The organism is Actinomadura sp. K4S16, from assembly GCF_008327685.1.
Lineage (GTDB): Bacteria > Actinomycetota > Actinomycetes > Streptosporangiales > Streptosporangiaceae > Spirillospora.
Genome location: NZ_BDDE01000012.1, coordinates 141,625 through 167,549 on the forward strand (window position 1 = coordinate 141,625; position 25,925 = coordinate 167,549).

Here is a 25,925-nt window from a genome sequence, read left to right on the forward strand (position 1 = left end):
GCCCGTCTCGTCCCATGAGCCTGATTGGCTCTTAAATTGATCAAGCTGCACCTATCTTGGTGGTGACAGTAATCAGCCTCCGATCTCGCGTCTGTTCGCCCACTAGTTCGATATACTCTGTGTATGTGTTCGGTTACGGGTATGGATTTCGGTGTGGCGTCCACGCAGGAGTTGGTGGACGCCGCTGCCGCGATCGCCGCCGAACTCGCTGCCCGTCCCGCGCCCGAGTCGGCTGCGGTGTGCATGGAGCTCGCCGAGACGTTAGCGGCGGCGTCGGACGCCCATGAGGCCGCGTTGGCCGGGTTCGTCGCCCGCGTGGACGCGGCAGGTGAGACGCGCCGCTGGGGGTTGCCGTCCACGCAGGCGTGGCTGCGGTCGCGGCTGGGCATGCGCGATGCCCGCGCCAAGGAGCGCGTCACGCTGGCCCGGCAGCTCCATCGGCTTCCTGTGGTCACCGAGCTCCTGGCCAGAGGTGAGTTGTCCTGCGGCTACGCCGCCACGGTCGCCGACGCCGTGGCCCGCCTCGACGATGACGACTGCGCCAAGGCCGAAACGCTGCTGCTGGACATGATCGGCCAGGGCTTCTCGCCCGGGAAGGTCGCCGCGTTCGGCCGCCGCATCCGGGAGGTGATCGCCGAACGCGACGGCTGCGAGGAGCCACCTGAGGAGGTGCAGCGCGGGTACGAGCGGTCCTGGATCGACTCCACCCGCTCGCTGGACGGCGGCCGCTACGTCAAGGGCTGGCTGAACGCCGAGGACGCCGCCGTCTGGGACGGGACGCTGGGTCCGCTGGCCAAGCCGGCCGGGCCCGACGACCACCGCGACCTGCCCGAGCGCACCGCCGCCGCACTGAGCAGCGTGCTGTCGGGCGGGCACAAGGCCACCAAGGTCACCGTCGTCTGCGACCTGGACACCCTGACCGGCGGCCAGGCACAGGCGAGGTTGACCGACGGGACACCGATTCCTGCACCGCAGGCCCGCCGCATTGCTTTGGCGGCCGGAGTCTCACCCCTGCTGTTGGGGAACGGGAACGCGCCGCTGTATCTGGGGCACAAGGTCCGCTTCGCCACCGCCGCCCAGCGCCAGGTTCTGGAGACGCTGTACTCGACCTGCGCGGTGCGGGGCTGCGAGGTGCCCGGGACGCTGTGCGAGGTCGACCACGTCAACGGATGGGCCCTGGGCGACAGCCCCACCGACATCGACAAACTCGCCCTGTGCTGCGGATGGCACAACCGCTACAAACACACCCACCCCCAACACATCCACACCACCCACGACCCCACCACCGGCCGCTACACCTACCGACTCCACCCACCCGGCACACCAACAACCCACCCACCCACCACCAACCCACGAACAGCCCACCCACCCACCACCAACCCACGAACAGCCCAGCCACGAACAGCCGAGCCATGGGAAGTCGAGTCATGGACGGCTGAGCCTTGGACGGCCGAGCCGCGACCAAGCGAGCGGCGAGTAGCTGAGCCGCGGACGGTCGAGCTGCGAGCCACCGCGCCGCGAGCCACTGACCCGCGGACGGTCGACCCGCGGACGGTCGAGCCCCGGACCGTCGAGCCGCGGACCGTCGAGCCGCGGACCGTCGAGCCGCGGACCGTCGAGCCGCGCGCCACCGGGGCGCGAGCCACCGCGCCGCGAGCCACTGACCCGCGGACCGTCGAGCCGCGGACGGTCGACCCGCGGACGGTCGACCCGCGGACTGTCGAGCCGCGCGCCACCGGGGCGCGCGCCACCGGGGCGCGAACCACCGGGGCGCGAACCACCGGGGCGCGGACCACCGAGCCGCGACCAAGCGAGCCATCCACGACCATCCACTGGGCCGCTTGATGGTCGTTTCGTTTGGTGTGCTCGAGGGTGCTTCGTCGTGACGATGATGGAGCGCTCAGGGCAGACGAGGTTGTGGGAGTCGTTTCAGCGGGCGGTGCCACCTGCACCGACGCGTCCGCAGGGTGGTGTGGGCGGCGCCGCGCCGCTGATCGAGAGGTGGTGGATGCGGCCGTGTTCCGGCCCACCACCGGTTGCGCCAAGCGGTAGGGCCTGCGTCTTGCTCGTCTCGGAGGCCTTTATGGTGCGCGCCAGAGTACGGCCGACCCCTACGCGGTCGCTGTCTTCTGATTGGGCGCATTCGTGGTCAGGGCATGTCGCCTGGCGCCCCATGCTTCTTGCGTTGCTCACTGACTCGGGACGCGTGGGACTGCTGCCCTATCAGTGCTAGGCGGCCAGCGGCGGGACACCGTGGCTGCGTAGGCGCCCGGGACGGTGGGGGCCGGCGCCTCGGCCGCGGCGGTGATGTGGGCGGATCCGGGGCGTTGCCGACGGCCGGGGCGGATAGCGCCTTGTCCTTGGTCTTGGCCGGGTCCGTGATGGCCGTGCGCGCGGCCCGCTGCGCAGCTCGATCAGCCCGTTCCAGCGTTCTTTGCGGAACCGTGCGATCCACTTGTGCGGCGCCGTGCTGGGACGCCATTCGGTCGGCCATGGCCTAGTGCACCTAGGTTGCGGCAAGACCTGCACCCGAGCTCTGCTTCGACTCGTCCGACCACCGTCTCAGCCCCCTTCCGCCAGGCTCGCGACGACACATGTAGGAGCACAGGATTTTCACCCCGCGAGAATCAGCAGGCATGCGCGTGAGTGAGAGCGGAGAGTGTATGACGCTTCAGGAGTTGATCAGTCGGCTGACTGCGGCAGATGACAGCCTTACCGTCTACGCCAGCGAACCCTGGTCCGCGCACAGCGACGCCGTAGCCGTCGTCAATGCCGATGGCACAACCCGACCCGACCAACAGGGGCGGGCCTACCTGTTGGAAGCGTCCTGGTCCGCGACGTCCTGGGAGTCTGGAGCAGCCACAATGGCGGAGCCGCTCCCTCGCCGCAGGAGGCCTGCCAGGCCGTCGTCTACTACGCCGAAAACGATGCATACCTGTTCCCGGACGACGAGCTGACTTGATCAGAACGTAGAGGCACCGGCGCCAGGGAAACCAGCGGTGAGTGCGTCGTTACGACGCCTTGTGCAGGCCGGGGTGGGTCTGCACGATCCCTCATGGAGACGCCGGGGCGCTAACCGCACCTCGTCACGGATGGGGTGTGGGGTCAGGGGTGACAGGGGCCAGGATCACTACCGGGATTTCGCGGTCGGAGGCGGCCTGGTAGCTGTCGTACAGGGGGAAGATCGAGGCCATTCGGGCCCATAGCGGTGGTTTCTCCTGCGGGGTGGCGGTGCGGGCCTGGGCGGTGAAGGTGTCGGCTCCGAGTTGCACGGCCACCTGCGGGTGTGCGGTGAGGTTGAGGTACCAGGTGGGAGGCTGGACGGCTCCGGCGTTGGAGGCCACCAGCAGGTAGCGGTCCTCGTCTCGGCCGTAGATCAGTGCGGTGCGGCGCAGTCGGCCGGACCGGCGGCCTCGCGTGGTGAGCAGCAGCGTAGGCCAGCCCCGGTAGAGGTGGCCCTGGGCGCCGTCGGTTTCGAGGTAGGCGCGGATGTGGTCGGCGACCCAGGGGGTCGGGCTGTCGTGGATCTCCTCGCCGGGTGCGGTCATCGCTCACTCCCGGTGCCGGCGCGGCGGGAGGTGGCCGTCCGCCAGAAGACGGGGATGAGAATGGCCCCGACGGCCACGTGGGTGAGGGCCAGCACCGCTTTGCTTCCCCCGGAGGCCTGTACGCCGATGATGGGCAGGAACGACAGCGCGAGCACGATCAGGGCGGCGTTGGTCCAGATCCGAGCCGCGAGTGGCGTTACCCGCTCCAGTGCGGCGAGTGCGGCCCAGCCGAGCAGCGACGGGGCCAGTGCGAAGACGCCGATGGCGGCCGCTCCCAGGTCCCGCGGCTCCTGGCCCTTCTGCTGGACGACCAGGTCATGGCCCAGCAGCGGCTCCCCGATCGCCCAGATGGCCAGTGCGGCCGCGACCGCGCCCGCCACTGCGAGTGCCCGCGCACGCCGCGGACTTCCGAGGTCGGCGCGGCCGCCCGTGCTCAGTTGCGTCATCTCGAAGGCTCCTTCAGCTGCTTGATAGTTAAGTTTCTAAAGTTCTTTGGGGCAGGCGGGGAGCGTAGCACTTACTTCAGTAGCTAAACAATTAAGCGACTTAAGTGACGGCTATGCTGGCCGCATGAGTCTCGATGCCGACGCCGCCGCCGAGACCGGCGCAGGTTCCGACGGGGATGCGGTCGTAGCGGAGTTGAGTGCCCTGGTCTTCGAGGTCACCGGGCGGTTGCGGGCCCAGTTCAACGCCGCCGCGGCGGAGCTCGGCCTTCCTCCGGCCCAGGCGCTCGTCCTGACCAACCTGTCCGGACCCGCCCCGATGCGTCAGCTTGCCGACTGGCTGTCATGTGAGCCGTCGAACGTCACCGGCATCGTCGACGGTCTGGAGGGCCGCGGCCTGGTGACGCGGCAGCCCGCGCCGGGTGACCGCCGCGTCAAGCACGTGGTGCTCACCGAGGCAGGTGAGCGCAAACGTCGGGAGTTGCGTTCCAGCGCCCACGCGCTGGCCACGACCTTTTTTGAAATGCCCGGCCCCGACCAGAAGCACCTCCGTGACCTGCTGGCGCGCGTCTTGACCGGCCCTCCGGTGAGCGCGGATGCCGAATCCGGCTGAGGCGCGGAGCCTTTGCGCCGCGCCGCGGGTCACCTCGGAGGCAGGACGTGTCCTTGCGGCCTGGTGCGGAAGGTGCGGCGGTAGGCGCCCGGTGTCGTGCCCAGGGTGTTGAGGAAGCGTCTGCGGAGGTTGGTGGCCGAGGAGAGTCCGGTGCGCCTGGCGATGGCGTCCAAGGGAAGGTCGGAGGACTCCAGTAGGTCTTGTGCCGCGGCGATGCGCTGGGCGAGCAGCCACTGCCCCGGGCTGGTTCCGAGTTGCTCGGCGAACCGGCGGGCGAGGGTGCGCGTGGATACGCCCGCGTGTGCGGCCATGCTCTCGATGGTCACCGGTTCGCCGAGCCGCTCGGCGATCCAGTCCAGCAGGGGTGCCAGCGTGCCGTCGATCTGGGCGGGGCGCGGCGGTGCCGAGTACTGCAGCTGGCCGCCCTCGCGGTGGGGCGGCATGACCATGGTCCGTGCGACATGAGCGGCGTAGCGGGCACCCTGGTCGCTGCGGATCAGGTGCATGCACAGGTCTATGCCGGCTCCGGCTCCGGCGCTGGTGGCGACGTCTCCGTGGTCCACGTACAGGACATCCGGGTCGACCTGGACGTGCGGGAAGCTTGTGGCGAGTTCGTCCGCCAGGCCCCAGTGGGTGGTCGCCTTCCGTCCGTCCAGCAGGCCCGCGTGTGCCAAGGCGAAGGCGCCGGAGCAGATGCTGACCACTCGGGTGCCGCGGGCATGGGCGCGGCGCAGGGCTTGGACGACCGCGGGGGACGGCGGTCTGTCAGCGGGCAGCCAACCCGGGACGATCACGGTGTCGGCCGCGTCGAGCGCGTCCAGCCCGTCGGTCACGATCATGTCGTACCCGGCCAGCGTGGCTACGGGGCCGGGGTGCTCCGTGCACACGCCGAAGGTGTACCGGACTGGAAGCCCGGCCCGCTCGATGCCGAACATCTGCGCCGCGCAGCCGAGTTCGAAAGTCGATTGGGGTGGACGTACGAATGCCGCCACGCGATGCATGGCATGAAAGTACCGCAACATGTCTTTCCTGACACTCGGCCGGGTGCGGTGCCGATCGCCAGCTTTGTCCTATGACTACGAGACGTCCTATGGCTGTCGAACGCCCCGTGAGCGCGGAAAGCCCTGTGACTGCGGAGGACGGTGCGTCCGGCTACGTGTGGTCCACCGTTCAGGACGCCCCAGTCCGTGAGCTCTTCCCGGGCATCCGGCTGCGGCCGCTGTGGAAGGGGGACAACGGCGCGAAGGCCTTCGTCCTGCAGATGGACCCGAACACGTGTTGGGAAGGGGTCGACGTCCACGATCCAGGTCCTGAGGAGGTCTTCGTGGTCTCCGGAACCTTCAACGACGGCGACCGGGACTACCCGGCCGGCTCGTTCATCCATGCCCCGGCGGGCTCTTCCCACGTCCCGCAGACGTCGACCGGCTGCACCCTGTTCCTCTTCTATCCGGAAGGCTGAAAGCCCGGCCGAGGTCAGGGGCGGATGGCGCCCACCAGCCACACGGAACCGCGGATGTGGACGCCGTCCGGCGTCTCGTAGGCCGCGAGTGCTGCTTGGAGTTCCTGTCGGACGCGGGTGATGACGGTCTGGTCCACGTCTTGGAGGTTGTAGCGGACCGGGCCCTGACTGAGGATGAAGTCCGCGGCGTCGCCGGTGTCACGGCCGTAGTCCATCGGCGCCTGGACGGGACGCACGTTCACGTCCGTCAGGCCTGCTTGGTGCAGTACTTCGCGGATCCGGGCTGGGTCGGACAGCGAGCCCATGCCCTGGGCCGCGGGTGAGGGGCGGCGCATCAGCGGCGCAAGCGCGGCGGTGGCCTGGGCGTACTCGCTGTCCGGGCCACCGGCCTGCGGAACGATGAACGCCATTCGGCCGCCGGGCCGCAGCGCGCGGGCGATGTTGGCGAACGCCGCGGCGGGGTCGGAGAAGAACATGACGCCGCCGCGGCTGACGACGACGTCGAAGCCGCCTTCCTCGAAGAGATGGGCCTCCGCGTCGGCCTGATCGAACCGCGCGTTGACGATGCCGTGCTCGGCGGCGTCGGCGCGGGCGCGGGCCAGCATCGGTTCGGAGATGTCGACGCCGACCGCCCGTCCCGCCTGGCGTGCGGCCAGCAGGGTGAGTTGGCCGGTGCCGCATCCGATGTCCAGGACGGTCTCCTCCTCGCCGATCGCGGCGAGATCCAAGAGCGGCTTGTTGAAGCCGCCCATCATCGCGTCGTAGCGCGGGGCGTTGTCGGCCCAGGCCGTCCCCTCCCACCCGTTCCACGCTTCGGACTGCTGGACGTTGATGACCGAGTGCATCCCATCTCCTTCGCTGAGGTCGTGGTCGTGGTCGTGGTCGTGGTCGTGGTCGTGGTCGTGGTCGTGGTCGTGGTCGTGGTCGTGGTCGTGGTCGTGGTCGTGGTCATGGTCGCGGGCGTGGTCGCGGGCGTGGGCGGCTGATGTGGGCGCGTCGGTGTGGCGCAGCGTGAACCAGAAGGTGGGCACCGGGTTCGTGCCGGGTGTGACGTCCACCAGTTCCCAGCCGGGGAACCGGGCGCGCAACTCGTCGGCGGTGACGCCGGAGATCGGGTCGTCGAACGCCTCGGGGCCGTAGCCGAACATCAGCAGCAGCGCGCCGGGGGCGGCGCGGCCGGTGAGGCCGATGGCGTAGGCGTCGCGGCGGTGCGGTGGGATCCCGCAGTAGCAGCTCAGGTCGAAGAACAGGTCGTAGGGGCCGGGCACGTCCAGTTCTTCGAGCCTGGTGGCGTCTCCGTGCAGCAGTCGGACCGCCGTCCCTGCCGCGGCGGCCTTGGCCCGGGCCTGGTCGATCGCCCGGCCGATCAGGTCGACGGCGGCGACGTCCCAGCCGTGCCGGGCCAGATAGACGGCGTTGGTCCCGGTGCCGCAGCCGAGTTCCAGGACGCGGCCGGGCGGCAGCGCGTCGTCTCCCTCCACCAGCGCGACGAGCTCTGGCGGGGTCACACCGCTGTCCCAAGGCGGTCTGCCGGTGCGGTAATTGGCCTCCAGTTCCCTTCGGACGGACTCCTCTTGCTCACGTTCCGCGCCGATCCCGTGTGCGTCCGCTCTCTGCGCGATGTCCGGCTGTTCCACGGCCTCTCCCAAGTCATCCACGGCGTCTCCCAAGTCATCCACGGCGTCTCCCACGTCATCCACGGCCTCTCCCGCGTCATTCACGGGGCCTCCGAGTCATCCACGGGCCTCCGAGTCATCCGTGGTCTCCTTCCAAGTTCTTAGAGCTGAACTCTAGTGATGAACTCTAGAGATATACTCCGGCCATGGAGACCGTCAAGCGGCCGGACAAGCGGGCCGAGCGTTCGCGGCGCACCCGGGAGAAGGTCATCGAGGCGGCGCGGGAGCTGTTCGTCGCGCACGGCTACGGGGCGACGAGCCTGCAGGAGGTCGCCGACCGGGCGGGGGTGGCCGTCCAGACGGTGTACTTCGTCTTCGGCAACAAGCGCGCGCTGTTCAAGGACGTCGTGGACACGTCCATTGCCGGGGACGCCGAGCCGGTCGCCACCATGGAGCGGGAGTGGTTCCGCGCCGCCTGCGCCGAGCCCACCGCGGCCAGCCAACTTCGGACGCACGTGCACGGCACCGGCGAGATCCTCGGCCGGGTCGCCCCGATCCTGCCGATGATCGCGGCTGCCGGCGCCGCCGATCCGCAGATCGCCGCGCAATGGCCCGACGACCCCGACCCGCGCTACACCGTGCACCGCGCCGCCGCCGAAGCACTGGTCGCCAAGCCCGACGCCCGCCCCGGCGTCTCCGCCGATATGGCGGCCGACCTGCTGTTCGGCCTGCTCAGCCCGCAGCTGTACCTGCTTTTCGTTCAGGACCGCGGCTGGACGCCGGACGCCTGGGAGGAGTGGGCCCGCACCACCTTGGCCGCTCAGCTATGCGGCTGAGTGCGGTTGAGCGCAGTTGAGCGCGGCTGAATCCGGCTGAGCGAATACCGGGGTGCCCGCGGAGCGCGTGATGATCATGCCGGCGTGGACGACTCGCGGATCGTGGACGACTTACGGATCAGGCCGCGCACCCGCTCCTGCTTGCCGCCGGACGACCTTCCGGCGCCGAGCGTGCTTTGGCGGCGACCTTCATCGAGGCCGACCGCCTCGGCAGGCGGTGGAGGAGCCGAACCCGGAACCGCCCGACACTGCCCGGAACCGTCCGACGCGGCGTCGTCGCAGCGCAGGATCGCCGACATCATGCGCGGCTGCCGGAGCGAGGCCGGCACCTCCAGATCACCTCGTCGATCTCCGCCCCCAGTGGGGCAGGGCCCAGTCGCCACCTGCTGTCGATCGATCCCGGCGGCTGCCGGGTGGCTGAGGCGTCCGGTGCCGTCGTGGGCTTCGCTATCTCCCAGAACCGGGACGGCGTGTGGTAGCTGGCGACGTACGGTGTCCTTTCCGGGCAGCAGGGCAGGGGATCGGTCGGCGTCTATGGACGCGGTGCCGGCGGGCGGCCGGGCCTGTCTTCCGCGACCGCGCATCCGCGACCGCGCATCCGCGACCGCGCATCCGGCCGTGACACGCCGCTACCGGCTGGCCTGCTTCACGCTGCATCCGCAGATGCGCATGATGGGCCGTGTCGAACGCTCCGCCCTCATCGCGGGCGGCGGGCTCCGCGAGGGGTGGTCCGACGGCCTCGAGTGGATGGACCGGCTGGACGAAGTCCTGCGCGGCGGCGGGCACCGCCCCGACCGCGTCCGCCTGCCGGCGAGCCTGCGGCTGGTCGTTTCCGACTGCCGCGACCGCCGGGGTTGCGTCTACATCGATGACTAACGCGGCCGCCTCGCGCTTCTGGCTGCCGCGGACACCGCGACCGCCGAGGTGCTTCTGCGGGAGGCCCACGCCTTCACGCGCGGCGAGACGGTCGTCAACTGCATCCCCACCGCCGACCCCTGGGCGGTGAATGTCGGGCTGGCTCGCGGTCCGCGTCACACGGGGTGCGTGCTTCGCCGGGCGTCTTCGATGGCGTGGAGGGCAGGGGCGCTCAGCAGGGACCGCCAGGTGGCGAACAGGTCCAGAAGATCTGTGACCTGGGCTCTGTCCAGGGAGGCCGTGCGCATGACGTCCAGTTCGTTGGCGACGGTGAGTTCGGCGAAGTCGCGGCGCCGACCTGCCGAGGGTCGCAGCGAAAAGCCGGTGAAGCGGTCGGCGAAGGCGCCGTCGGGGCGGTGCAGGGATGGATACGTTCGGGCCCGGTCGCAACTGGCGTAAAGGTAGACGAGGGACTCGGCCTCCGTCCCGACGATGGCGCTCAAATCCTCGCGCCGGTCAACGGAGCCGAGTGCTACGGGGAAGCCGTCGGTTCCGTAGAAGGCGTGGCACAGGCCCGCAAGACGAAGTGTGCGTCGCGCACCCCAGGCGCCGAGGAGAGCGTGCACTCGGTGGAGGTGCTCCAAGAGGGTGCCGCCGGGATGCTGGATCAGGTCGGCGCGTTTGGTGCGCAGCAGTTCGGCGGCCTCGGCCTCGCTGGCCACGCGGTCGTTCTGCTCCGTCGTCACGCCCGCTCCTTCGCCGGAGGTCCTCCCGACAGGCTGCGAGCCGAAGACGACGCTCGTCAATCGGTGGTTTTGGTTCGCCCCACCCAAGGCTGAGCTTGGAGTCGCGGAGGTGGAGCGGGAGAAAGACCCCGTAAAGACACCTCGACCGGCCATTGGTCGTTCTGGGCGTTAGTTGGGGTATTGGAGCGCCTGATGTCGAATGGGCGCATTGTCGCAGATTGCGGCGATTCATCCGGTCCATCGTTCCCACACGAGCGCTACGGGGGTTCCAGCATGGGGTTCGTCACCACTCGCGACGGCAACGAGATCTTCTACAAGGACTGGGGCAGCGGGCCTCCCGTCGTCTTCATCCACGGCTGGCCGCTCAACGCCGACGCGTGGGAGGACCAGATGAAGCTGGTGGCCGACAACGGCTACCGCGGCATCGCCCACGACCGCCGGGGGCACGGACGCTCCAGCCAGCCGTTCGACGGCTACGACTTCGACACCTTCGCCGACGACCTCAACGACCTGGTCAACGAACTCGACCTGCGGGACGCCACGCTGGTCGCGCACTCGATGAGCGGCGGCGAGCTGGCCCGCTACATCGGACGCCACGGCACCGGGCGGGTCCGCAAGGTCGTCCTGCTGTCGGCGATCACGCCGTCCATGCTCCAGACCGAGGACAATCCGGATGGCGTGCCCCAGCAGGCGCTGGAGGACATCAAGAACGGCCTCATGCACGAGCGCTCGCAGTTCTGGAAGGACGCCTCGGAGGGGTTCTTCTCCGCGAACCGTCCGGGCAACAAGGTCACCCAGGGCAACCGTGACGCGTTCTGGTTCATGGGCATGCACGAGAGCCTCCAGGCCGGCGTGAAGTGCGTGGACGCCTTCGGCTTCACCGACTTCCACGAGGATCTGCGCAAGTTCGACGTGCCCACCCTGATCGTGCACGGCGACGACGACCAGATCGTCCCGATCAATGCCACCGCCCGCAAGGCGGCCGAGATCGTTCCGGACGCCGTCCTGAAGGTGTACGAAGGGTCCTCGCACGGCATCGCGATGGTGCCGGGCGACAAGGAGAGGTTCAACGCCGACCTGCTCGACTTCCTGAACGGCGGCTGAGCCTTCCTGAACGGCTGACCCTTCCTGAACGGCTGAGCCTGCCGGGGCGCCCGCTCACGCGGGGTGGTGGGTGCCCGGGGTGTGGCCGAAGGCCCGGCGGAAGACGTCGATGAAGCTGCTGGCGGACGACCAGCCGCACCGGTGGGCCACGGTGGTCACCGGCGTGTCCTCGGCCAGGAGCACCAGCGCGTGGTACAGGCGCAGCTGGGTGCGCCACTGCGGGAACGTCATCCCGAGGTCGGCCCTGAAGAGCCGGGACAGGGTCCGCTCGCTCGCGCCGACCTCCCGGCCCAGCTCGGCGAGCGTGCGGTTGTCGGCGGGATCGGCGTGCAGGATCGCGCACAGCGCCTTGAGGTGCGGGACGGCCGGGGCGGGAAGGTGCAGCGGCTGCTGGGACGAGACCCGCAGCTGGTCCAGCAGTACGTCCCGCAGCCGGGCGCGGGCGGGGGTGTCGTCGTCCGGGTCGCGGGTGTAGGCGAGGATCAGCTCCCGCAGCAGCGGGCTGACGCCGAGCACCGCCGGCTCGTCCAGCCCGAGCGGGTTGTCGGCGGCGGGGAGGCCGACCAGGTGCAGTTCGAGCTCGCCGTGGGCCTGGTGGGAGTGGACGGCCCCGGCCGGGATCCAGATGGCGCGGTCGGCGGGCGCCACCCATGACCCCGCGCTGGTGGTGACGGCCACCACGCCGCGTCCGGCGTACGCGATCTGGTGGTCGTCGTGGCGGTGGGCGTCGATGGCGGCGCCCGGCGCCAGCGAGCGCGCCCGGGTCGGTGCGACCGGTTGATGGCGGGTTTGTTGATGGCGGGTTTGCTGCATTGGTTGGCAGATTATCGGAAGCCCGACATGGTCCCCGCGCGTGAGCATGAGGGACGTGTCAACGAGAAGGTCGGTCTTCCTGCTGTCCGCCGGGCACGCCTGCGTGGACGTCTACCAGGGTTCGGTGACGGCGCTCGTCCCGTTCTTCGTCGCCGAGCGCGCCTACACCTACGCCGCTGCCTCCGGCATCGTCCTCGCCGCGTCGCTGCTGTCCTCGGTGGCGCAGCCGCTGTTCGGCGCGCTCACGGACAGGTGGGCGATGCCCTGGCTGCTGCCGCTGAGCACGCTTCTCGGGGGAGTGGGGATCGCCCTGAGCGGTCTCAGCGGCGACTACGCGCTCACCCTGGCCTTCGTGGCGGTCTCCGGGATCGGGGTCGCCGCCTACCATCCCGAGTCGGCACGGGTCGCGCGGAAGGCCAGCAGAGGCAGCCATACCGCGATGAGCTGGTTCTCCGTCGGCGGCAACCTGGGCTTCGCGCTCGCGCCCCTCCTGGTCGCGGCGGTCGTCGCGACCGGCGGCCTGCGGTGCACGCCGTTCCTGGTGGTGCCCGCGCTCGCGGGCAGCGTCCTGTGCGTGCCCGTCCTGCGCACCCTTGAGGGGACGGCCTCCGGCGGGCGCGCGGCCACGAACGCCGGAGTCGACGACCGGCGGTCCTTCACCAGGCTGTCGCTGGCCGTGATCTGCCGGTCGGTCGTGTTCGTCGGGCTGAGCACCTTCATCTCGTTCTACGCGCGGGAGCGCACGGGAGGAGGCGTGGCGGCGGGGACCGCGGCGCTGTTCGTCCTGTACCTGGGGGGCGCGGTGGGCACCGTGCTCGGCGGTTCCCTGGCCGCCCGCTGGGACCGGGTCACCGTCGTGCGCAGGTCGTACCTGCTGACCGCCGCCGCCGTCGGGGGCGTCGTGTTCGTGCCCGGCCCGGCGCTCTACCTGTTCGTGGCGCTGACCTCCGCGGGCCTCTACATCCCGTTCTCGCTGCAGGTCACGCTGGGCCAGGACTACCTGCCCACGCGCGTCGGCACCGCCGCCGGTGTCACCCTCGGTCTGACGGTCAGCGTCGGCGGCCTCGCGAGCCCCGTCCTCGGCGCCGTCGCCGACGCCTCCTCGCTGCGCGTGGCGCTCACCCCGCTGATCGCGCTGCCCGCGCTGGCCTGGCTGCTGTTCCGCACGCTGCCCGAGCCCGCCGTCCCGGCGCCGGCCACCGAGTCGGTGCCTGCCGACAAGCTGGTGCCTGCCGACAAGCCGGTGCCTGCCGCCGGGCCGGTGCCCGCTGACAAGCCGGTGCCCGGCGGCGAGTCGGTGTCGGCCGCCGAGGTGGTGCCTGCCGACAAGCTGGTGCCTGCCGCCGGGCCGGTGCCCGCTGACAAGCCGGTGCTCCCTGACAAGCCGGTGCCCGGCGGCGAGTCGGTGTCGGCCGCCGAGCTGGTGCCTGCCGCCGAGCTGGTGCCCGGCGACAAGCCGGTGCTCGCTGACAAACCGGTGCCCGGCGGCGAGTCGGTGCCTGCCGCCGAGCTGGTGCCTGCCGCCGAGCTGGTGCCCGGCGACAAGCCGGTGCTCGCTGACAAACCGGTGCCCGGCGGCGAGTCGGTGCCTGCCGCCGAGCTGGTGCCTGCCGACAAGCTGGTGCTCGCCGACAAACCGGTGCCTGGCGACAAGTCGGTGCTCGCTGGCAAGCAACAGTCGGTGGAGGGGGCGCGCTGATCAGGTTGGTCGGCGGCGGAGGAGGTTCGCCGGCAGGGTGTGCAGGACGAGCTGGTCGTCCTGGTTGAGGAGTTCGGCGCGGGTGAGCACGATGCCCCGGTCCGGCTTGGAGCGGGACGGGCGGGTCTCCAGGACGGCGACGCGCAGGCGGAGGGTGTCGCCGGGACGGACGGGAGCGGGCCAGCGCAGCTCGTCCACGCCCGGGGAGGCGAGGCTCGCGACCCGGGACAGGAAGTGGTCGGCGAACAGCCGCATCATGATCGAGCCGGTGTGCCAGCCGCTGGCGATGATGCCCTTGAACGGGCCGGACGCGGCGAAGTCCGGGTCCACGTGGATGGGCTGCGGGTCGAAGCGGCGGGCGAACTCGATGATCTCCGCCTCGTCCGGGGTGACGTGCCCGTACTCGTAGGTCGTGCCGGCGGTGTAGTCCTCGAAGTAGCGGTCGTCGATGGGGGCGGGGAAGTCGTCACCGAGGGCGCGCGTGCTGATCGTCATATGACCAGGATGGCTCAGGCCCAGGCGGAGCCGCCGGGGGAGCCGCCTGGCGGGCCGGAGAGGGAGGCCAGGAAGGCGTCCAGGAGCGCGGTCTGGCGGCCGGGCGGGTACGCGTCGGGGGCGAACAGTGCGTGGACGACGATGCCGTGCGCGAAGGCGGCGGCGGACGCGACGGTGTCGTCCACGTCGGTCGCGGCGGGCAGCTCGCCGCGTTCGACGGCGGTGGCGACGTGCGGGCGGAGCCGGGCCCGCCAGTCGTCGTAGCGGCGCCGCTGGCGCTCGCCCAGCTCCGGGTCGGCTAGCGCCACGTCCCATGAGCCGACCCAGACGCGGTTCATGGCCGACGCGGCGGGAGTCAGCGGCAGGACGTCCAGGAGCGCGGCACGCAGGGACGCCAGGCCGGGCGGTGCCTGGCGGAGCGGCCGGTTCGCGGTGCGCTCCTCGGCGAGGTCCAGGGCGTAGGCGACCAGGGCCCTCTTGTTCGGGAAGTAGTGCGTGAGCAGGCCGGTGGACGCGTCCATCTCCGCCGCGACGGCGCGCAGGGTCAGGCCGGTGAAGCCGCGGGCGGCGAGGACGCGCCAGACGGCCTCGGACACGTCCCGGCGCCGGGCGTCGTGATCACCTCGGGCGGGCATTCCCGTAGAGTACATAACAAACGTTCGGTACGTACCCCCCGGGAGGCTCCATGTTCGCTCGCACGCTCGCCGAGGGCGCGGAACTGCGCCCGTTCGAGCCATGGCAGGCGGCCGAGTTCGCCGAGCACGCGGACCGGGTCCGCAAGGACATCGAGCAGTACATCCCGTGGGCCCGGACCGTGGTGGACGAGAAGTCGGCCCGCGCGTTCCTCCAGGCCTACGCCGAGAGGCAGGCCAGGGACCAGGGCCGCATGTACGGCATCTGGGTGGACGGCGTCCTCCAGGGCGGCACGGTCTTCCGGACGTTCGACGCCGCGCAGGGCGTCTGCGAGGTGGGCGTGTGGCTCGCGGTCGAGGCGCGGGGGCGCGGGCTGATCACCGAGGCCGTCCGCGTCATGATCGACTGGGCGGTCGGTGTGCGGGGGATGCACCGGGTGGAGTGGCTGTGCGACCCGCGCAACGCCGCCAGCGCGGCCGTGGCCGAGCGGCTCGGGATGACCTGCGAGGGCGTCCTGCGGCAGGCCTTCGTGCTGGACGGCGAGCGGCGGGACGTCCAGGTGTGGGCGGTCCTCGCCGACAAGTGGACGGCCCCCTGATCCACCGGTCCCGGTAGGGTAATGGATGATCTTATTTTTACTCCTTACCCCCGGGAGTGTCCGTGCATGCAGAGCAGGTCCTCTTGCTGCTGGCCGCCGCCGTCGCCGCGGGCTGGGTCGACGCCGTGGTCGGCGGGGGAGGGCTGATCCAGCTGCCCGCGCTGCTGCTGCTGAACCCGGGGCAGCCGGTCGCGGCCGCGCTCGCCACCAACAAGCTGGGGTCGATCGCGGGCACCACCTCGGCGGCCGTCGCCTACGCGCGCAAGGCCAAGCCCGATCTCCGGGTCGCCGTCCCGGCGGGCCTGCTCGCGGTGGCCTGCGCCGCCGGCGGGGCCCTCTGCGCGGCGGCGATCTCCTCGGACGTGCTGAAACCCCTCATCATGGTCGTCCTGCTGGCGGTGGCCGCGATCGTGGTGTTCAGGCCGGACCTCGGCCGGGTGCCGCGGCCGGCGCTGCGGACCCGCCGCCGGGTCGCCGCCGCCGTCCTCGTCCCGGGCGTCGCGATCGCCTTCTACGACGGGCTCCTCGGGCCGGGCACGGGGACGTTCCTGGTGATCGCCTTCACCGCGCTGCTCGGCATGGACTTCGTTGATGCCTCCGCCACCTCGAAGATCATCAACGCGGGCACCAACCTGGGCGCGCTCGCCGTGTTCGCGGTGCAGGGGCACGTCCTGTGGGCCGTCGGGCTCGGCATGGCGGCCTGCAACATCGTCGGCGCGCAGCTCGGCGCGCACATGGCGATCAGCCGCGGCGCCGGTTTCGTCCGGGCCGTCCTGCTCTGTGTCGTCACCGCGCTCGTGCTGAAGCTCGGCTACGAGCAGTTCGGCTAGGAGCAGTTCGGCTAGGAGTCCCCGCTGGTAGGGAGGCCCTGCTACGGGGTCGGGAGCGGGCGCTCCAGCGCGGAGAGGCTCAGCAGGACGAGCGACGCCGTCCAGCCCAGGGGCGCCGGGCCCGCGGGCTTGCCGGTCGCACCGACCTTCTCCGGCAGGACGCCCATGGACGTGCGGTGCGCGGAGAGCCAGCCGAGCCGGTCGTGGGCCTCGCCCGTCCGGCCCGACGCGGCCGCGCTCAGCCCGAACAGCGCGGTCTCAGGCGTCCAGGCGACGGCGGGGTCGCCGGACCACCGCTCGCCCGGCAGGACGCCCCCGTTCGGCAGCGCCTGCTTGCGCGCGGCGTCCGCGACCGCGGCGGTCACGCCCGCGTCGGCCGGCGCGAACGGCGGCGCGATGAACGTCACCGAGGTGTCCATCAGCCCGCCGGGGACGGGTGAGCGCGGGTAGCCGTAGGGGGCGAACTGCCGGGCCACCGCGTCCGATACCCGCTGCGCGGCGTGCCGCCACTGCGCCGCCCTCTCGCCGTCGCCGCGCATCCGCGCGAGGTCGGTCGCCGCGCGCAGCCCGGCCAGCACCGGGCCGACCACGCCGAGCGTCGGGCGGCGCGGGTCCTGCTCGTGCCGGTGGCCGCGCTCCCAGTAGTCGGACGAGGCGGGCGGGAGGCCCTCGGCGTCCAGGGAGCGCGCCAGGTGGTCGGCGGCGCGCCGCACCATCGGCCACAGCACGGGCAGCTCGTCCTGGTCGGCGGCCTGGACGCGGTAGAACCACGTCGACCACAGCACCCAGCCGAGCGAGTCGAGTTGCGGGGCCCGCCCGTCCGCGACGGCCGTGCCGTCGGGGTTGTACCGCGCGGCCCACATCCCGTCGTCGTGCTGCGCGCGGGCGAGGAAGCGCAGGATGCGGCGCGCCTCGGACGGATGCCCGGTCGCGGCGAACGCGGCGACGGCGAACGCGGAGTCGCGGGGCCAGCAGTACCGCCACTTCGAGTACCAGGACGCCAGGGATGCGCCGTTCGAGCGGGTGAGGAGCCGGAGGTCGAGCAGGGCGCGCGTCGCCATGTCGCGGTAGGCGCCCCCCTGGCCGCCTTCCGGGACGGTGCCCTGCGCCAGCCAGGCGCTGTCGGACCGGACCGCTCGGGCCACCCGCGGGTCGGAGGCGTCCACGGTGATCGGCGCCTCGCCGCCGGACGGGACGAGCCGGATCCGGCCGTCCGCGAGCCTGACCACCGAGCTGCCCGGCAGGTAGGAGGCCCCCTCGGCCTGGTCGGGGGACAGCGGGACGCCCGCGAACGGCCATCCGCCGCCGCCGACGAGCCCGGGGCTCGCCCAGCCGGGGTCGGGCGGCTCGGGGACGGTGGCCCCGCCGGTCGCCACGAGGGCCGCCACGATGAGCAGGCCCGCGGTGCGCCGAACCTTGCGGACCCCCGAGCCGCCGCGCTTCGAGATTCGTCCGCGCGGCACGATCCGCCTGCGCGACGCGGTGGGCCCGCCCGCGGGCGGAGGCACGGTCGGCGATGCGGATGACGACGCAGATGGCGATGCGGATGGCTGCGCCGACGGCGGTGCGGACATGGCGGACGTGATGGGGACCGGTGCCGCGATGGACGTGTCCCGTTCCTCCGCCATTGCCATGCGTTCGCCCCCTGTCCGCCTGGCCGTCTCGCCGAATTAGTACATCAAACTACGTCAATCGGTTCATCCTCCTCACGGGCCACTCGTGCCCTGCCTTGAGGATGAGCACACCTCCCGCCCGGTGAGCCGTCACGCCAAGGGGAAGTCTCGGTGACTTATGTGACCCGGCGGCGTCACCATGAAGACGGGTTGACTAGGCTGCATCGACGGAGCGGACCGCAGAGTGCCGGCCGCACGGACACCCGTGTAACCCCCACTCGTGTGGTCGCACATTCGGCTGTCGATCCGTAAAAGGACGCCTCGTGGACCTGTTCGAACATCAGGCGAAGGAACTCTTCGCCGAGTACGGGGTACCGGTGCCCACCGGCAAGGTCGCCCATACTCCCCAGGAAGCCCGGGCCATCGCGGCGGAGCTGTTCGCCGTGGGGAGCTCGAAGGTCGTCGTCAAGGCCCAGGTGAAGACCGGGGGCCGCGGCAAGGCCGGCGGCGTGAAGCTGGCCGACTCCGCCGACGAGGCCGAGCAGCTCGCCACCCAGATCCTCGGCATGGACATCAAGGGCCACACGGTCCACAAGGTCCTGGTCGAGGAGGGCAGCGCGATCGCGCAGGAGTACTACTTCTCGTTCCTGCTCGACCGCGCCAACCGGACCTTCCTCTCCATCTGCTCCGTCGAGGGCGGCGTGGAGATCGAGGAGGTGCCGCACGACCGGCTGGCGATGGTGCCGGTCTCCCCGCTGGAGGGCATCGACCGCGCCAAGGCCCGCGAGATCGCGGAGCAGGGCCGCCTCCCGCAGGAGGCCCTCGACGGCGCCGCCGAGCTGATCGAGCGGCTGTGGGCCGTGTTCACCGACGAGGACGCCTCCCTCGTCGAGGTGAACCCGATGATCCTCACCGCCGACGGCCAGGTGAAGGCCCTCGACGGCAAGGTCTCCCTGGACGACAACGCCTCGTTCCGCCAGGACGACCACGAGAAGCTCGAGGACAAGGCCGCGGCCGACCCCCTGGAGGCGGCGGCCAAGGCCAAGGACCTCAACTACGTCAAGCTGGACGGCAGCGTCGGCATCATCGGCAACGGCGCCGGCCTGGTCATGTCCACCCTCGACGTGGTCGCCTACGCCGGTGAGGGGATGAAGGGGGCAGGGGAGGTGGGCGGGGGCCAGAAGCCCGCGAACTTCCTCGACATCGGCGGCGGCGCGTCCGCCGAGGTGATGGCGAACGGGCTGGAGATCGTCCTGTCCGACGCCGACGTCAAGTCCGTCTTCGTCAACGTCTTCGGCGGCATCACCGCCTGCGACGCCGTCGCCAACGGCATCGTCTCGGCCTACAAGCTCCTGGCCGACCGCGGCGAGGCCGTCGACCGCCCCCTCGTCGTCCGGCTGGACGGCAACAACGCCGAACTCGGGCGCAAGATCCTCACCGACGCGGCGCTGCCCGGCGTCCAGCAGGTCGACACCATGGACGACGCGGCCAAGCGCGCCGCCGAACTCGCAGCGGCAGGTGCATGACAATGGCCATCTGGCTCACCGAGAACAGCAAGATCATCGTCCAGGGCATCACGGGCTCCGAGGGCACCAAGCACGGCCGCCGCATGCTCGCGTCCGGCGCCCAGGTCGTCGGCGGCGTGAACGCCCGCAAGGCCGGCCAGACGGTCGACTTCGACGGCACGACCCTCCCGGTGTTCGGCACCGTCAAGGAGGCCATGCAGGAGACCGGCGCGGACGTCTCCGTCGTCTTCGTCCCGCCGAAGTTCACCAAGGACGCCGTGGTCGAGGCGATCGACGCCGAGATCCCGCTCTGCGTCGTCATCACCGAGGGCATCCCGGTGCACGACACCGCCTACTTCTGGGCTTACGCCGAGTCCAAGGGAAACAAGACCCGCATCATCGGGCCGAACTGCCCCGGCATCGCGTCCCCCGGCAAGTCGAACGCCGGCATCATCCCGGCCGACATCACCACGCCCGGCCGCATCGGCCTCGTGTCCAAGTCGGGCACGCTGACCTACCAGATGATGTACGAGCTGCGCGACATCGGCTTCTCCACCTGCGTCGGCATCGGCGGCGACCCCGTCATCGGGACCACCCACATCGACGCGCTCCAGGCCTTCCAGGACGACCCGGAGACCGACGCCATCGTGATGATCGGTGAGATCGGGGGCGACGCCGAGGAGCGCGCCGCCGCCTACATCGAGCAGCACGTGACCAAGCCGGTCGTCGGCTACGTCGCCGGGTTCACCGCCCCCGAGGGCAAGACCATGGGCCACGCCGGCGCCATCGTGTCCGGCTCCGCCGGCACCGCGCAGGCGAAGAAGGAGGCCCTGGAGAAGGTCGGCGTCCGGGTCGGCAAGACCCCGAGCGAGACCGCCGTCCTCATGCGGGAGATCATGCAGAAGCTCTGACCCCGGGACCAGGCTGAGAACGCCGGACCATCCGAAAGACGCCCGAGCCGCCCGCGGCCCGGGCGTCTTTCGCGTCCCGGCGCGCGGAGGCGCGCTGGGACGGGGCGTGATGACAAAGGCGACACGCCGGGCGGGCGGCCCTTGCGGGGACGGGGGCGGTGCCAGCATGGACCGGTGAGCGACAAGACCCCCGGGCAGCGTGCGAAGCGGGAGCCGTCGAAGGCCGCGTCTCCGAAGGCCGCGTCTCCGAAGGCGGTGCCTTCCAAGGCGGCGCCCTCGAAGGCCGCGCCGGAGAGCGGAGCGGGGCGGGCCGCCGGGCCGCCGCGCGCGGACTCCGGACGCGGCCGGTCCGCGGTCGCCGCCCCCGCCAGGCCGCTGTACGTGACGGGCCTCGTGGCGGCGCTGTGGTGCATCGGCATCGGGCTCGCCGTGCTCATGACGATCACGCTGATCGGCTGGATCGCCGCGCCGAAGACCGCGCTCGGCCACGGCATGGCCGGGGTGTTCCGGACGGCCGTGAACTTCTGGCTGGTCTCGCACCACGCGGGCTTCTCGTACGGGCAGGGACGGTTCGGGCTCCTTCCGCTCGGCGTGCTCGTCCTGCCCGGGGTGCTGCTGTACCGGGGCGGCGGCTGGATGATCCGGGTGACCGGGCTGCCGCACCGGCAGCGGATCGCGGTCGTGCAGGTGGCGGTCGCGCTGGCCGCGCCGTACGCGGCGCTGGCCGGGCTGCTCGCGCTCGCGGCGTCGACCAAGGAGGTCAGGCCGTCGGCGTGGCAGGCGCTCGTCGGATGCTTCCTCGTCGCCGTCACCGCGGGCGGGCTCGGGGCGGCGCGGGCGGTCGTGGCGGCGGAGGCCCAGGGGCGGCGGGTCCGCTCCGGGCTGGGCGCGCTGCTGCGGCTGCTGCCCGACCGGCCGCGGTCCCTGGTGATCGGCGTGGCGGGGTCGCTGAGCGTGCTGCTCGCGTCGGGCGCGCTGCTCGTGGCCGGGTCCCTCGCCACGCACATGTCGGACGCCGACGACCTCTACGACATGCTCGCCCCCGGTGTCGTCGGCGGCGTCCTGCTGCTGCTGATCGAGCTCGCCTTCCTGCCGAACGCGGCGATCTGGGGCATGGCGTACGCGGTCGGGCCCGGGTTCTCCGTCGGCGCCGGGACGAGCGTCTCCCCGACCGGGGTGTTCCTGGACGCCGTGCCCGCGTTCCCGCCGCTCGCGGCCCTGCCCCAGCCGGGCCCGGCGCCCGCGATCTCGCTGCTCGCGCTGGCGGCGCCGTTCGTCGCGGGCGCGGTGGGCGGCGTCCTGACGATCCGGTCGCTGCCGAGCCCGGTGTCGGAGGGCGCGCCGCTGTGGGGGTTCGTGTCCGGCGCCCTGACCGGGGCCGTCGCGGCGCTGCTGAGCGCGCTGGCGGGAGGTCCGCTGGGCGGCGGGCGGATGGCGACCGTGGGCCCGTCCGCCTGGCAGGTCGGGCTGATGGCCGCCCTCGAGGTGGGGATCTCGGCCGCGATCGCCGCGTGGGTGGCGAACTGGATGGTGCTGCGGCGCCCGGCGCGCGCCCCGTCCAAGAAAACGAAGTCCCGGAAGGCGAGAACAGGGAAGGCGAGAACAGGGAAGGCGGGGGCTGAGGCGGCAGGGGCTGAGCCAGGGCCTGGGAGGCGGGCGTCCAAGAAGGCCTCCGCGGCGATGCCGGCTTCCGGGACGGGCGCGCCGAAGAAGCCGGCCAAGCAGAAGAAGCCTGCCAAGCCCAAGAAGCAGGCGCGGGGGGTGCCGGAGCCGGTCGTTCCGCTGTCCGCGCCCGTCCCCGGGGACTACGACCTGCACGCGGAGAGTCCGCCCAGGCCGGGGCCGAGGGCGCCGCACGCACCGGACCCGCTGGAGTTCGAGGAGGCCGAGCCCGTCCTCGCGCCCCGGCGCTCCCGCCGCCGGCCCGAGCCCCTGCCCGACCTCATCGAGGACGTCCCCCCGCCGCCGGGCGACGGCACGGTCGTCGTCGAGGGGCATCTGGCGGACGAGCCCGACGAGCCCGACGAGCCCGGCGCGCGGGACGGCCTCGGCGGACACGAGGAGCCGGAGCCCGCGGAGAGGCGGCGCCCAGTCCCGCCGCCCCGCGAGGACTCCGGCCGCACCGAGAACCGGGGCGGCGCCATCTACGTCCTGCGCGACGAGACCGACCAGGACGGCTGACCCGACTCTGGATCCTCAGAGCGGGCGATTCCGAGGGGCCGGGTCAGCGGGGGCTGGGCAAGCGGGGCGGGGTCAGCGAGGCCGGGTCAGCGAGGCCGGGTCAGAGGAGGTCGCCGTACTTGTCCATGCTGCCGGCGGGCAGGTCGAGCTTCTCCTCGATCCTGGGGTAGTACTTCTCGCGGCACGCCTGCTTGTCGGTGGTGGTGTTGGACGCGCTGACGCAGCTCTGGTAGCCGCTCAGCTCCGTCCACAGGAACGCCGTGAGGGAGACCGACAGCAGCGAGAACGCCAGCCCGAGCGACCCGAGCACGATGCCGGGGACGGCGCCGGGGGCGGGGGACTGCGTGCGGCGCGCGTTCCGGCGGGCCTTGATGCCGACGACGAGTGCGGCGACGCCGAGCACCAGGCCGAGCGGGTAGAAGAAGAACGCGGTCAGCAGGGCGACGCCGCCGAGCCACAGGGCCCGCCAGCCGGTGCCCCGCCCGCCCTCCCGCGGTCCCGCGGGCGGCTGCCCCCCGGGTCGCGCCTCCGGGCGGTCTTCGGGCTGGGCCGGACGGTCCGGCTGCTCGCTCACGTTCTTCTCCTCCTGGCCCGTGCGCATGTCGATTCCCTGCGGTCTGCCGTGCGGTCCGGGTCCGTACGGTCTGGGTTCGTGCGGTCCCGGTTCGTGCGGTCCGGGTTCGTGCGGTCCCGGTTCGTATGGTCCGGGTTCGTGTCGTCTTGTGTGGTCTGGTTCGTGCGGTCTGGGGTGAAGCGGCGCCGACGTCGCCCGATAGGCTTCGTGGTGTCCCAGCAACGTCCACCGGGGAGTCATGGTGTCCGCCCGGCTCGTCGTCCTCGTCTCCGGCGCGGGGACCAACCTACAAGCGCTGCTCGACGCGTGCGCGGATCCAGCCTACGGGGCGAAAGTGGTGGCCGTGGGGGCGGACCGCCCCGATATCGGGGGAACCGAGCGCGCCGAACGCGCGGGTGTGCCCACTTTCACCCTTCGCATACCGGATTTCACGTCCCGGGACGACTGGGACGCGGCGCTCGCCGAGGCGGTCGCGAAGCACGAGCCTGACCTCGTGGTGTCCGCCGGCTTCATGAAGATCCTCGGCCCGCACTTCCTGGCGCGCTTCGGCGGCCGGACGGTCAACACCCATCCCGCGCTGCTGCCGTCGTTCCCCGGCGCGCACGCCGTACGGGACGCCCTGGCGTACGGGGTGAAGGTCACGGGCTGTACGGTTCACTTCGTCGACGAAGGCGTGGACACCGGACCCGTCATCGCCCAGGAGACCGTTCCCGTGGGCTGGCATGACGACGAAGACTCCCTGCACGAGCGGATCAAGCAGGTGGAGCGCCGCCTCCTCGTCGACGTCGTCGGACGGCTGGCCCGCGACGGATGGACCGCGCGGGGCAGGCGGGTCTCGATGAAGTGCAGGACCTGCGGGGACGCGCCCGACGGCGCTTCGTCCGCCACTGCCTCGTCCGGCAGCGGTTCGTCCGGCAGCGGTTCGTCTGACAGCGGTTCGTCTGACAGGGGTTCGTCCGATCAAGAGGGGAGCTCGGCCGGTGAGTCGGGTGGCGATTAAGCGCGCGCTGATCAGCGTGTACGACAAGTCCGGGCTGGAGGAGCTGGCCCGCGGCCTGCACGAGGCGGGAGTGGAGATCGTCTCGACCGGGTCGACGGCGGGCCGGATCTCCGCGGCCGGCGTCCCGGTGATGAAGGTGGAGAAGCTCACCGGGTTCCCCGAGTGCCTGGACGGGCGGGTCAAGACCCTGCACCCGAAGGTGCACGCGGGCCTGCTCGCCGACCGGCGCAAGGAGGACCACCTCCAGCAGCTCGACGACCTGGCCGTGGAGCCGTTCGACCTGGTGGTCGCGAACCTGTACCCGTTCGCCGACACGGTGGACTCGGGCGCGACGCCGGACGAGTGCGTCGAGCAGATCGACATCGGCGGCCCCACGATGGTCCGCGCCGCCGCGAAGAACCACGCGAGCGTCTCCGTCGTGGTGGACCCGTCCGGCTACGGAACGGTCCTGGACGCCGTGCGGGCCGGCGGTTTCACCCTGGACGAGCGCCGCCGCCTCGCCGCGCGGGCGTTCGCGCACACCGCGTCCTACGACGTGGCCGTGGCCTCCTGGTTCGCGAGCGCCTACGCGCCCGACGAGACCGCCGCCGAGACGCGGTGGCCCGACTTCCTCGGCGCCACGTGGGAGCGTTCGAACACCCTGCGGTACGGCGAGAACCCGCACCAGCGGGCCGCCCTGTACCGCTCGCCGGGCGAGACGGGCCTCGCGGGGGCCGAGCAGCTCTACGGCAAGGAGATGTCCTACAACAACTACGTCGACACCGACGCCGCGCGCCGCGCCGCCTACGACTTCACCGAGCCGTGCGTCGCGATCATCAAGCACGCCAACCCGTGCGGCATCGCGGTCGGCGCGGACATCGCCGAGGCGCACCGCAAGGCGCACGCCTGCGACCCGGTGTCCGCCTACGGCGGGGTGATCGCGGCGAACCGGCCCGTCACCGCGGACATGGCCCGCCAGGTCACCGAGAGCTTCGCCGAGGTACTGGTCGCCCCGTCCTTCGAGGACGAGGCCGTGACCGTCCTCAAGGACCGGTTCAAGAACATCCGCCTGCTGGTCTGCCCGGACGCCCCTGTCGGCGACACCGAGTACCGGCGCATCGACGGCGGCATGCTGCTGCAGGGCGTCGACCGCGTGGACGCCGACGGCGACGACCCGTCCGCCTGGGAGCTGAAGACCGGCGCCGCCGCGGACGAGGCGACCCTGCGCGACCTGGTCTTCGCCTGGCGGGCCATCCGCTCGGTGAAGTCCAACGCGATCCTGCTGGCCGCGGACGGCGCCACCGTGGGCGTCGGCATGGGCCAGGTCAACCGGGTCGACTCCGCCAAGCTCGCCGTCGCGCGGGCCGGGCAGGAGCGCGCCGCGTCGTCCGTGGGCGCGTCCGACGCGTTCTTCCCCTTCCCGGACGGCCTGGAGGTGCTGGCCGAGGCGGGCGTCCGCGCGATCGTCGAGCCGGGCGGGTCCGTCAACGACGACAAGGTGATCGCCGCGGCGGAGAAGGCGGGCATCACCCTCTACTTCACCGGCGTCAGGCACTTCTTCCACTGACGGCTCGCCAGGCGCGCCGCTCCTGCGGGCGCGCCGTCCTGCCGGACGCGGGGGCGGCCCCCGGCTCGTGATCCACGGCCGGGGACCGCCCCCGCCGGCATGTCCGAAGCCCTCTCGTCCCGCGCGGACGCGGGACGCCGTGCCCGGGGCTCCTCAGCGGCGGGTCAGCCCTGCGCCCGTGCCGTCGCGGTTCAACGAGGTTGTCCGTTTGTGACCTATTTTTCGGTGCGGGACCGCGCACCGGCGCCGGGCGGGTAGCCTCGGGCTGCCGCGCCCCCCTTGACCCTCCCTTGACCCCGGCGCGGGC

26 protein-coding genes are annotated in these 25,925 nt (G+C 71.7%); 15 read left to right on the plus strand and 11 right to left on the minus strand.

Translation table 11 applies throughout. The annotated features are described in order from the left end of the window. The first annotated feature begins 141 nt into the window (after positions 1-141). A complete protein-coding gene (locus tag K4S16_RS12065; RefSeq protein WP_160160887.1) occupies positions 142-1,845 on the plus strand; it encodes an HNH endonuclease signature motif containing protein in 1,704 nt (567 codons plus the stop codon). A gap of 1,241 nt (positions 1,846-3,086) precedes the next feature. On the opposite strand, the gene K4S16_RS12075 is transcribed toward K4S16_RS12065, so the two are convergent. Both K4S16_RS12075 and K4S16_RS12080 read right to left on the minus strand, forming a co-directional pair. Further along, positions 3,087-3,548: a nitroreductase family deazaflavin-dependent oxidoreductase gene (locus K4S16_RS12075; RefSeq protein ID WP_149259010.1), complete on the minus strand. Its 462-nt coding sequence runs from the start codon at positions 3,546-3,548 to the stop codon at positions 3,087-3,089. Next, the gene (locus K4S16_RS12080) at positions 3,545-3,994 is read right to left on the minus strand and encodes a DUF6069 family protein (protein WP_149259011.1); all 450 of its coding nucleotides are present in this window, start codon (positions 3,992-3,994) and stop codon (positions 3,545-3,547) included. Before K4S16_RS12080 ends, K4S16_RS12075 begins: the two co-directional genes overlap by 4 nt. Before the next feature lie 124 nt (positions 3,995-4,118). On the opposite strand from K4S16_RS12080, the gene K4S16_RS12085 reads away from it, so the two are divergent. Next, positions 4,119-4,604: a MarR family winged helix-turn-helix transcriptional regulator gene (locus K4S16_RS12085; RefSeq protein WP_149259012.1), complete on the plus strand. Its 486-nt coding sequence runs from the start codon at positions 4,119-4,121 to the stop codon at positions 4,602-4,604. 29 nt (positions 4,605-4,633) lie between these two features. Here the strand turns inward: K4S16_RS12085 and K4S16_RS12090 are convergent, their stop codons facing one another. Continuing rightward, positions 4,634-5,605, minus strand: a complete 972-nt coding sequence (locus K4S16_RS12090; RefSeq protein WP_149259013.1) for a helix-turn-helix domain-containing protein — start codon at positions 5,603-5,605, stop codon at positions 4,634-4,636. 125 nt (positions 5,606-5,730) lie between these two features. Here K4S16_RS12090 and K4S16_RS12095 point away from each other — a divergent pair, with 125 nt between their 5' ends. Next, entirely contained in the window at positions 5,731-6,063 is a 333-nt protein-coding gene (locus K4S16_RS12095; RefSeq protein WP_235036738.1) for a cupin domain-containing protein, read from the plus strand. Positions 6,064-6,077: 14 nt separating this feature from the next. On the opposite strand, the gene K4S16_RS45665 is transcribed toward K4S16_RS12095, so the two are convergent. Then, the gene (locus tag K4S16_RS45665; RefSeq protein ID WP_308800790.1) at positions 6,078-7,784 is read right to left on the minus strand and encodes a class I SAM-dependent methyltransferase; all 1,707 of its coding nucleotides are present in this window, start codon (positions 7,782-7,784) and stop codon (positions 6,078-6,080) included. A 101-nt stretch (positions 7,785-7,885) separates the two neighbouring features. Between K4S16_RS45665 and K4S16_RS12110 the strand changes: the two genes are divergently transcribed. Next, positions 7,886-8,515: a TetR/AcrR family transcriptional regulator gene (locus K4S16_RS12110; protein WP_149259015.1), complete on the plus strand. Its 630-nt coding sequence runs from the start codon at positions 7,886-7,888 to the stop codon at positions 8,513-8,515. Positions 8,516-8,589: 74 nt separating this feature from the next. Here the strand turns inward: K4S16_RS12110 and K4S16_RS12115 are convergent, their stop codons facing one another. Further along, the gene (locus K4S16_RS12115; protein ID WP_149259016.1) at positions 8,590-8,844 is read right to left on the minus strand and encodes a hypothetical protein; all 255 of its coding nucleotides are present in this window, start codon (positions 8,842-8,844) and stop codon (positions 8,590-8,592) included. A 289-nt stretch (positions 8,845-9,133) separates the two neighbouring features. On the opposite strand from K4S16_RS12115, the gene K4S16_RS12120 reads away from it, so the two are divergent. Next, positions 9,134-9,391 carry a hypothetical protein gene (locus K4S16_RS12120; protein WP_149259017.1) on the plus strand — a complete coding sequence of 86 codons (258 nt, stop codon included), beginning with the start codon at positions 9,134-9,136 and terminating at the stop codon, positions 9,389-9,391. A 155-nt stretch (positions 9,392-9,546) separates the two neighbouring features. On the opposite strand, the gene K4S16_RS12125 is transcribed toward K4S16_RS12120, so the two are convergent. Continuing rightward, on the minus strand, positions 9,547-10,116 hold the full coding sequence (locus tag K4S16_RS12125) for a DUF6817 domain-containing protein (protein WP_200841836.1): 570 nt from the start codon (positions 10,114-10,116) through the stop codon (positions 9,547-9,549). 273 nt (positions 10,117-10,389) lie between these two features. On the opposite strand from K4S16_RS12125, the gene K4S16_RS12130 reads away from it, so the two are divergent. Then, on the plus strand, positions 10,390-11,220 hold the full coding sequence (locus tag K4S16_RS12130; RefSeq protein WP_149259018.1) for an alpha/beta fold hydrolase: 831 nt from the start codon (positions 10,390-10,392) through the stop codon (positions 11,218-11,220). Between the two features lie 54 nt (positions 11,221-11,274). Here K4S16_RS12130 and K4S16_RS12135 read toward each other — a convergent pair whose 3' ends face one another. After that, positions 11,275-12,033: a helix-turn-helix transcriptional regulator gene (locus tag K4S16_RS12135; RefSeq protein ID WP_149259019.1), complete on the minus strand. Its 759-nt coding sequence runs from the start codon at positions 12,031-12,033 to the stop codon at positions 11,275-11,277. Positions 12,034-12,088: 55 nt separating this feature from the next. Here K4S16_RS12135 and K4S16_RS12140 point away from each other — a divergent pair, with 55 nt between their 5' ends. Next, positions 12,089-13,732 (plus strand): MFS transporter, encoded by a 1,644-nt coding sequence (locus K4S16_RS12140; protein WP_235036740.1) that lies wholly within the window; start codon positions 12,089-12,091, stop codon positions 13,730-13,732. On the opposite strand, the gene K4S16_RS12145 is transcribed toward K4S16_RS12140, so the two are convergent. Together K4S16_RS12145 and K4S16_RS12150 are read right to left on the minus strand one after the other, a co-directional pair. After that, entirely contained in the window at positions 13,733-14,227 is a 495-nt protein-coding gene (locus K4S16_RS12145; RefSeq protein WP_149259021.1) for a MaoC family dehydratase, read from the minus strand. It abuts the gene before it with no gap. A 14-nt stretch (positions 14,228-14,241) separates the two neighbouring features. Continuing rightward, on the minus strand, positions 14,242-14,862 hold the full coding sequence (locus K4S16_RS12150) for a TetR/AcrR family transcriptional regulator (RefSeq protein WP_149259022.1): 621 nt from the start codon (positions 14,860-14,862) through the stop codon (positions 14,242-14,244). A gap of 50 nt (positions 14,863-14,912) precedes the next feature. On the opposite strand from K4S16_RS12150, the gene K4S16_RS12155 reads away from it, so the two are divergent. Together K4S16_RS12155 and K4S16_RS12160 are read left to right on the plus strand one after the other, a co-directional pair. Then, positions 14,913-15,458, plus strand: a complete 546-nt coding sequence (locus K4S16_RS12155; RefSeq protein ID WP_149259023.1) for a GNAT family N-acetyltransferase — start codon at positions 14,913-14,915, stop codon at positions 15,456-15,458. A 62-nt stretch (positions 15,459-15,520) separates the two neighbouring features. After that, the gene (locus K4S16_RS12160) at positions 15,521-16,288 is read left to right on the plus strand and encodes a TSUP family transporter (protein WP_149259024.1); all 768 of its coding nucleotides are present in this window, start codon (positions 15,521-15,523) and stop codon (positions 16,286-16,288) included. A gap of 41 nt (positions 16,289-16,329) precedes the next feature. On the opposite strand, the gene K4S16_RS12165 is transcribed toward K4S16_RS12160, so the two are convergent. After that, a complete protein-coding gene (locus K4S16_RS12165; RefSeq protein ID WP_235036741.1) occupies positions 16,330-17,676 on the minus strand; it encodes a glycoside hydrolase family 15 protein in 1,347 nt (448 codons plus the stop codon). Between the two features lies 1 nt (position 17,677). Here K4S16_RS12165 and K4S16_RS45045 point away from each other — a divergent pair, with 1 nt between their 5' ends. The 4 genes from K4S16_RS45045 to K4S16_RS45050 all read left to right on the plus strand — a co-directional run bounded on the left by K4S16_RS45045 (position 17,678) and on the right by K4S16_RS45050 (position 22,498). After that, a complete protein-coding gene (locus K4S16_RS45045) occupies positions 17,678-17,962 on the plus strand; it encodes a hypothetical protein (RefSeq protein WP_200841897.1) in 285 nt (94 codons plus the stop codon). Between the two features lie 262 nt (positions 17,963-18,224). Beyond that, on the plus strand, positions 18,225-19,427 hold the full coding sequence (gene sucC, locus K4S16_RS12170) for an ADP-forming succinate--CoA ligase subunit beta (RefSeq protein ID WP_149259025.1): 1,203 nt from the start codon (positions 18,225-18,227) through the stop codon (positions 19,425-19,427). A gap of 2 nt (positions 19,428-19,429) precedes the next feature. Beyond that, positions 19,430-20,317 (plus strand): succinate--CoA ligase subunit alpha, encoded by an 888-nt coding sequence (gene sucD, locus K4S16_RS12175; protein WP_149259026.1) that lies wholly within the window; start codon positions 19,430-19,432, stop codon positions 20,315-20,317. A 174-nt stretch (positions 20,318-20,491) separates the two neighbouring features. Beyond that, complete coding sequence (locus K4S16_RS45050; protein WP_200841837.1) at positions 20,492-22,498, plus strand: DUF6350 family protein; 2,007 nt, start codon at positions 20,492-20,494, stop codon at positions 22,496-22,498. Positions 22,499-22,598: 100 nt separating this feature from the next. Here K4S16_RS45050 and K4S16_RS12185 read toward each other — a convergent pair whose 3' ends face one another. After that, positions 22,599-23,099, minus strand: coding sequence for a DUF4190 domain-containing protein (locus K4S16_RS12185; protein ID WP_149259027.1), 501 nt, complete (start codon positions 23,097-23,099; stop codon positions 22,599-22,601). A 211-nt stretch (positions 23,100-23,310) separates the two neighbouring features. On the opposite strand from K4S16_RS12185, the gene purN reads away from it, so the two are divergent. Both purN and purH read left to right on the plus strand, forming a co-directional pair. Next, on the plus strand, positions 23,311-24,072 hold the full coding sequence (gene purN, locus K4S16_RS12190) for a phosphoribosylglycinamide formyltransferase (protein ID WP_235036742.1): 762 nt from the start codon (positions 23,311-23,313) through the stop codon (positions 24,070-24,072). Further along, positions 24,053-25,618: a bifunctional phosphoribosylaminoimidazolecarboxamide formyltransferase/IMP cyclohydrolase gene (purH, locus tag K4S16_RS12195; protein WP_149259028.1), complete on the plus strand. Its 1,566-nt coding sequence runs from the start codon at positions 24,053-24,055 to the stop codon at positions 25,616-25,618. The genes purN and purH overlap by 20 nt, the downstream gene beginning before the upstream one ends. Positions 25,619-25,925: the final 307 nt, after the last annotated feature.

Bases quoted from the DNA above. Each gene is read 5' to 3' on its own strand.
- K4S16_RS12065 (WP_160160887.1), top strand. From the start codon at position 142: ATGGATTTCGGTGTGGCGTCCACGCAGGAGTTGGTGGACGCCGCTGCC.
- K4S16_RS12075 (WP_149259010.1), bottom strand. From the start codon at position 3,548: ATGACCGCACCCGGCGAGGAGATCCACGACAGCCCGACCCCCTGGGTC.
- K4S16_RS12080 (WP_149259011.1), bottom strand. From the start codon at position 3,994: ATGACGCAACTGAGCACGGGCGGCCGCGCCGACCTCGGAAGTCCGCGG.
- K4S16_RS12085 (WP_149259012.1), top strand. From the start codon at position 4,119: ATGAGTCTCGATGCCGACGCCGCCGCCGAGACCGGCGCAGGTTCCGAC.
- K4S16_RS12090 (WP_149259013.1), bottom strand. From the start codon at position 5,605: ATGCATCGCGTGGCGGCATTCGTACGTCCACCCCAATCGACTTTCGAA.
- K4S16_RS12110 (WP_149259015.1), top strand. From the start codon at position 7,886: ATGGAGACCGTCAAGCGGCCGGACAAGCGGGCCGAGCGTTCGCGGCGC.
- K4S16_RS12130 (WP_149259018.1), top strand. From the start codon at position 10,390: ATGGGGTTCGTCACCACTCGCGACGGCAACGAGATCTTCTACAAGGAC.
- K4S16_RS12135 (WP_149259019.1), bottom strand. From the start codon at position 12,033: ATGCAGCAAACCCGCCATCAACAAACCCGCCATCAACCGGTCGCACCG.
- K4S16_RS12145 (WP_149259021.1), bottom strand. From the start codon at position 14,227: ATGACGATCAGCACGCGCGCCCTCGGTGACGACTTCCCCGCCCCCATC.
- K4S16_RS12150 (WP_149259022.1), bottom strand. From the start codon at position 14,862: ATGCCCGCCCGAGGTGATCACGACGCCCGGCGCCGGGACGTGTCCGAG.
- K4S16_RS12155 (WP_149259023.1), top strand. From the start codon at position 14,913: ATGTTCGCTCGCACGCTCGCCGAGGGCGCGGAACTGCGCCCGTTCGAG.
- K4S16_RS45045 (WP_200841897.1), top strand. From the start codon at position 17,678: ATGAGCAGGCCCGCGGTGCGCCGAACCTTGCGGACCCCCGAGCCGCCG.
- sucD (WP_149259026.1), top strand. From the start codon at position 19,430: ATGGCCATCTGGCTCACCGAGAACAGCAAGATCATCGTCCAGGGCATC.
- K4S16_RS12185 (WP_149259027.1), bottom strand. From the start codon at position 23,099: ATGCGCACGGGCCAGGAGGAGAAGAACGTGAGCGAGCAGCCGGACCGT.
- purN (WP_235036742.1), top strand. From the start codon at position 23,311: ATGGTGTCCGCCCGGCTCGTCGTCCTCGTCTCCGGCGCGGGGACCAAC.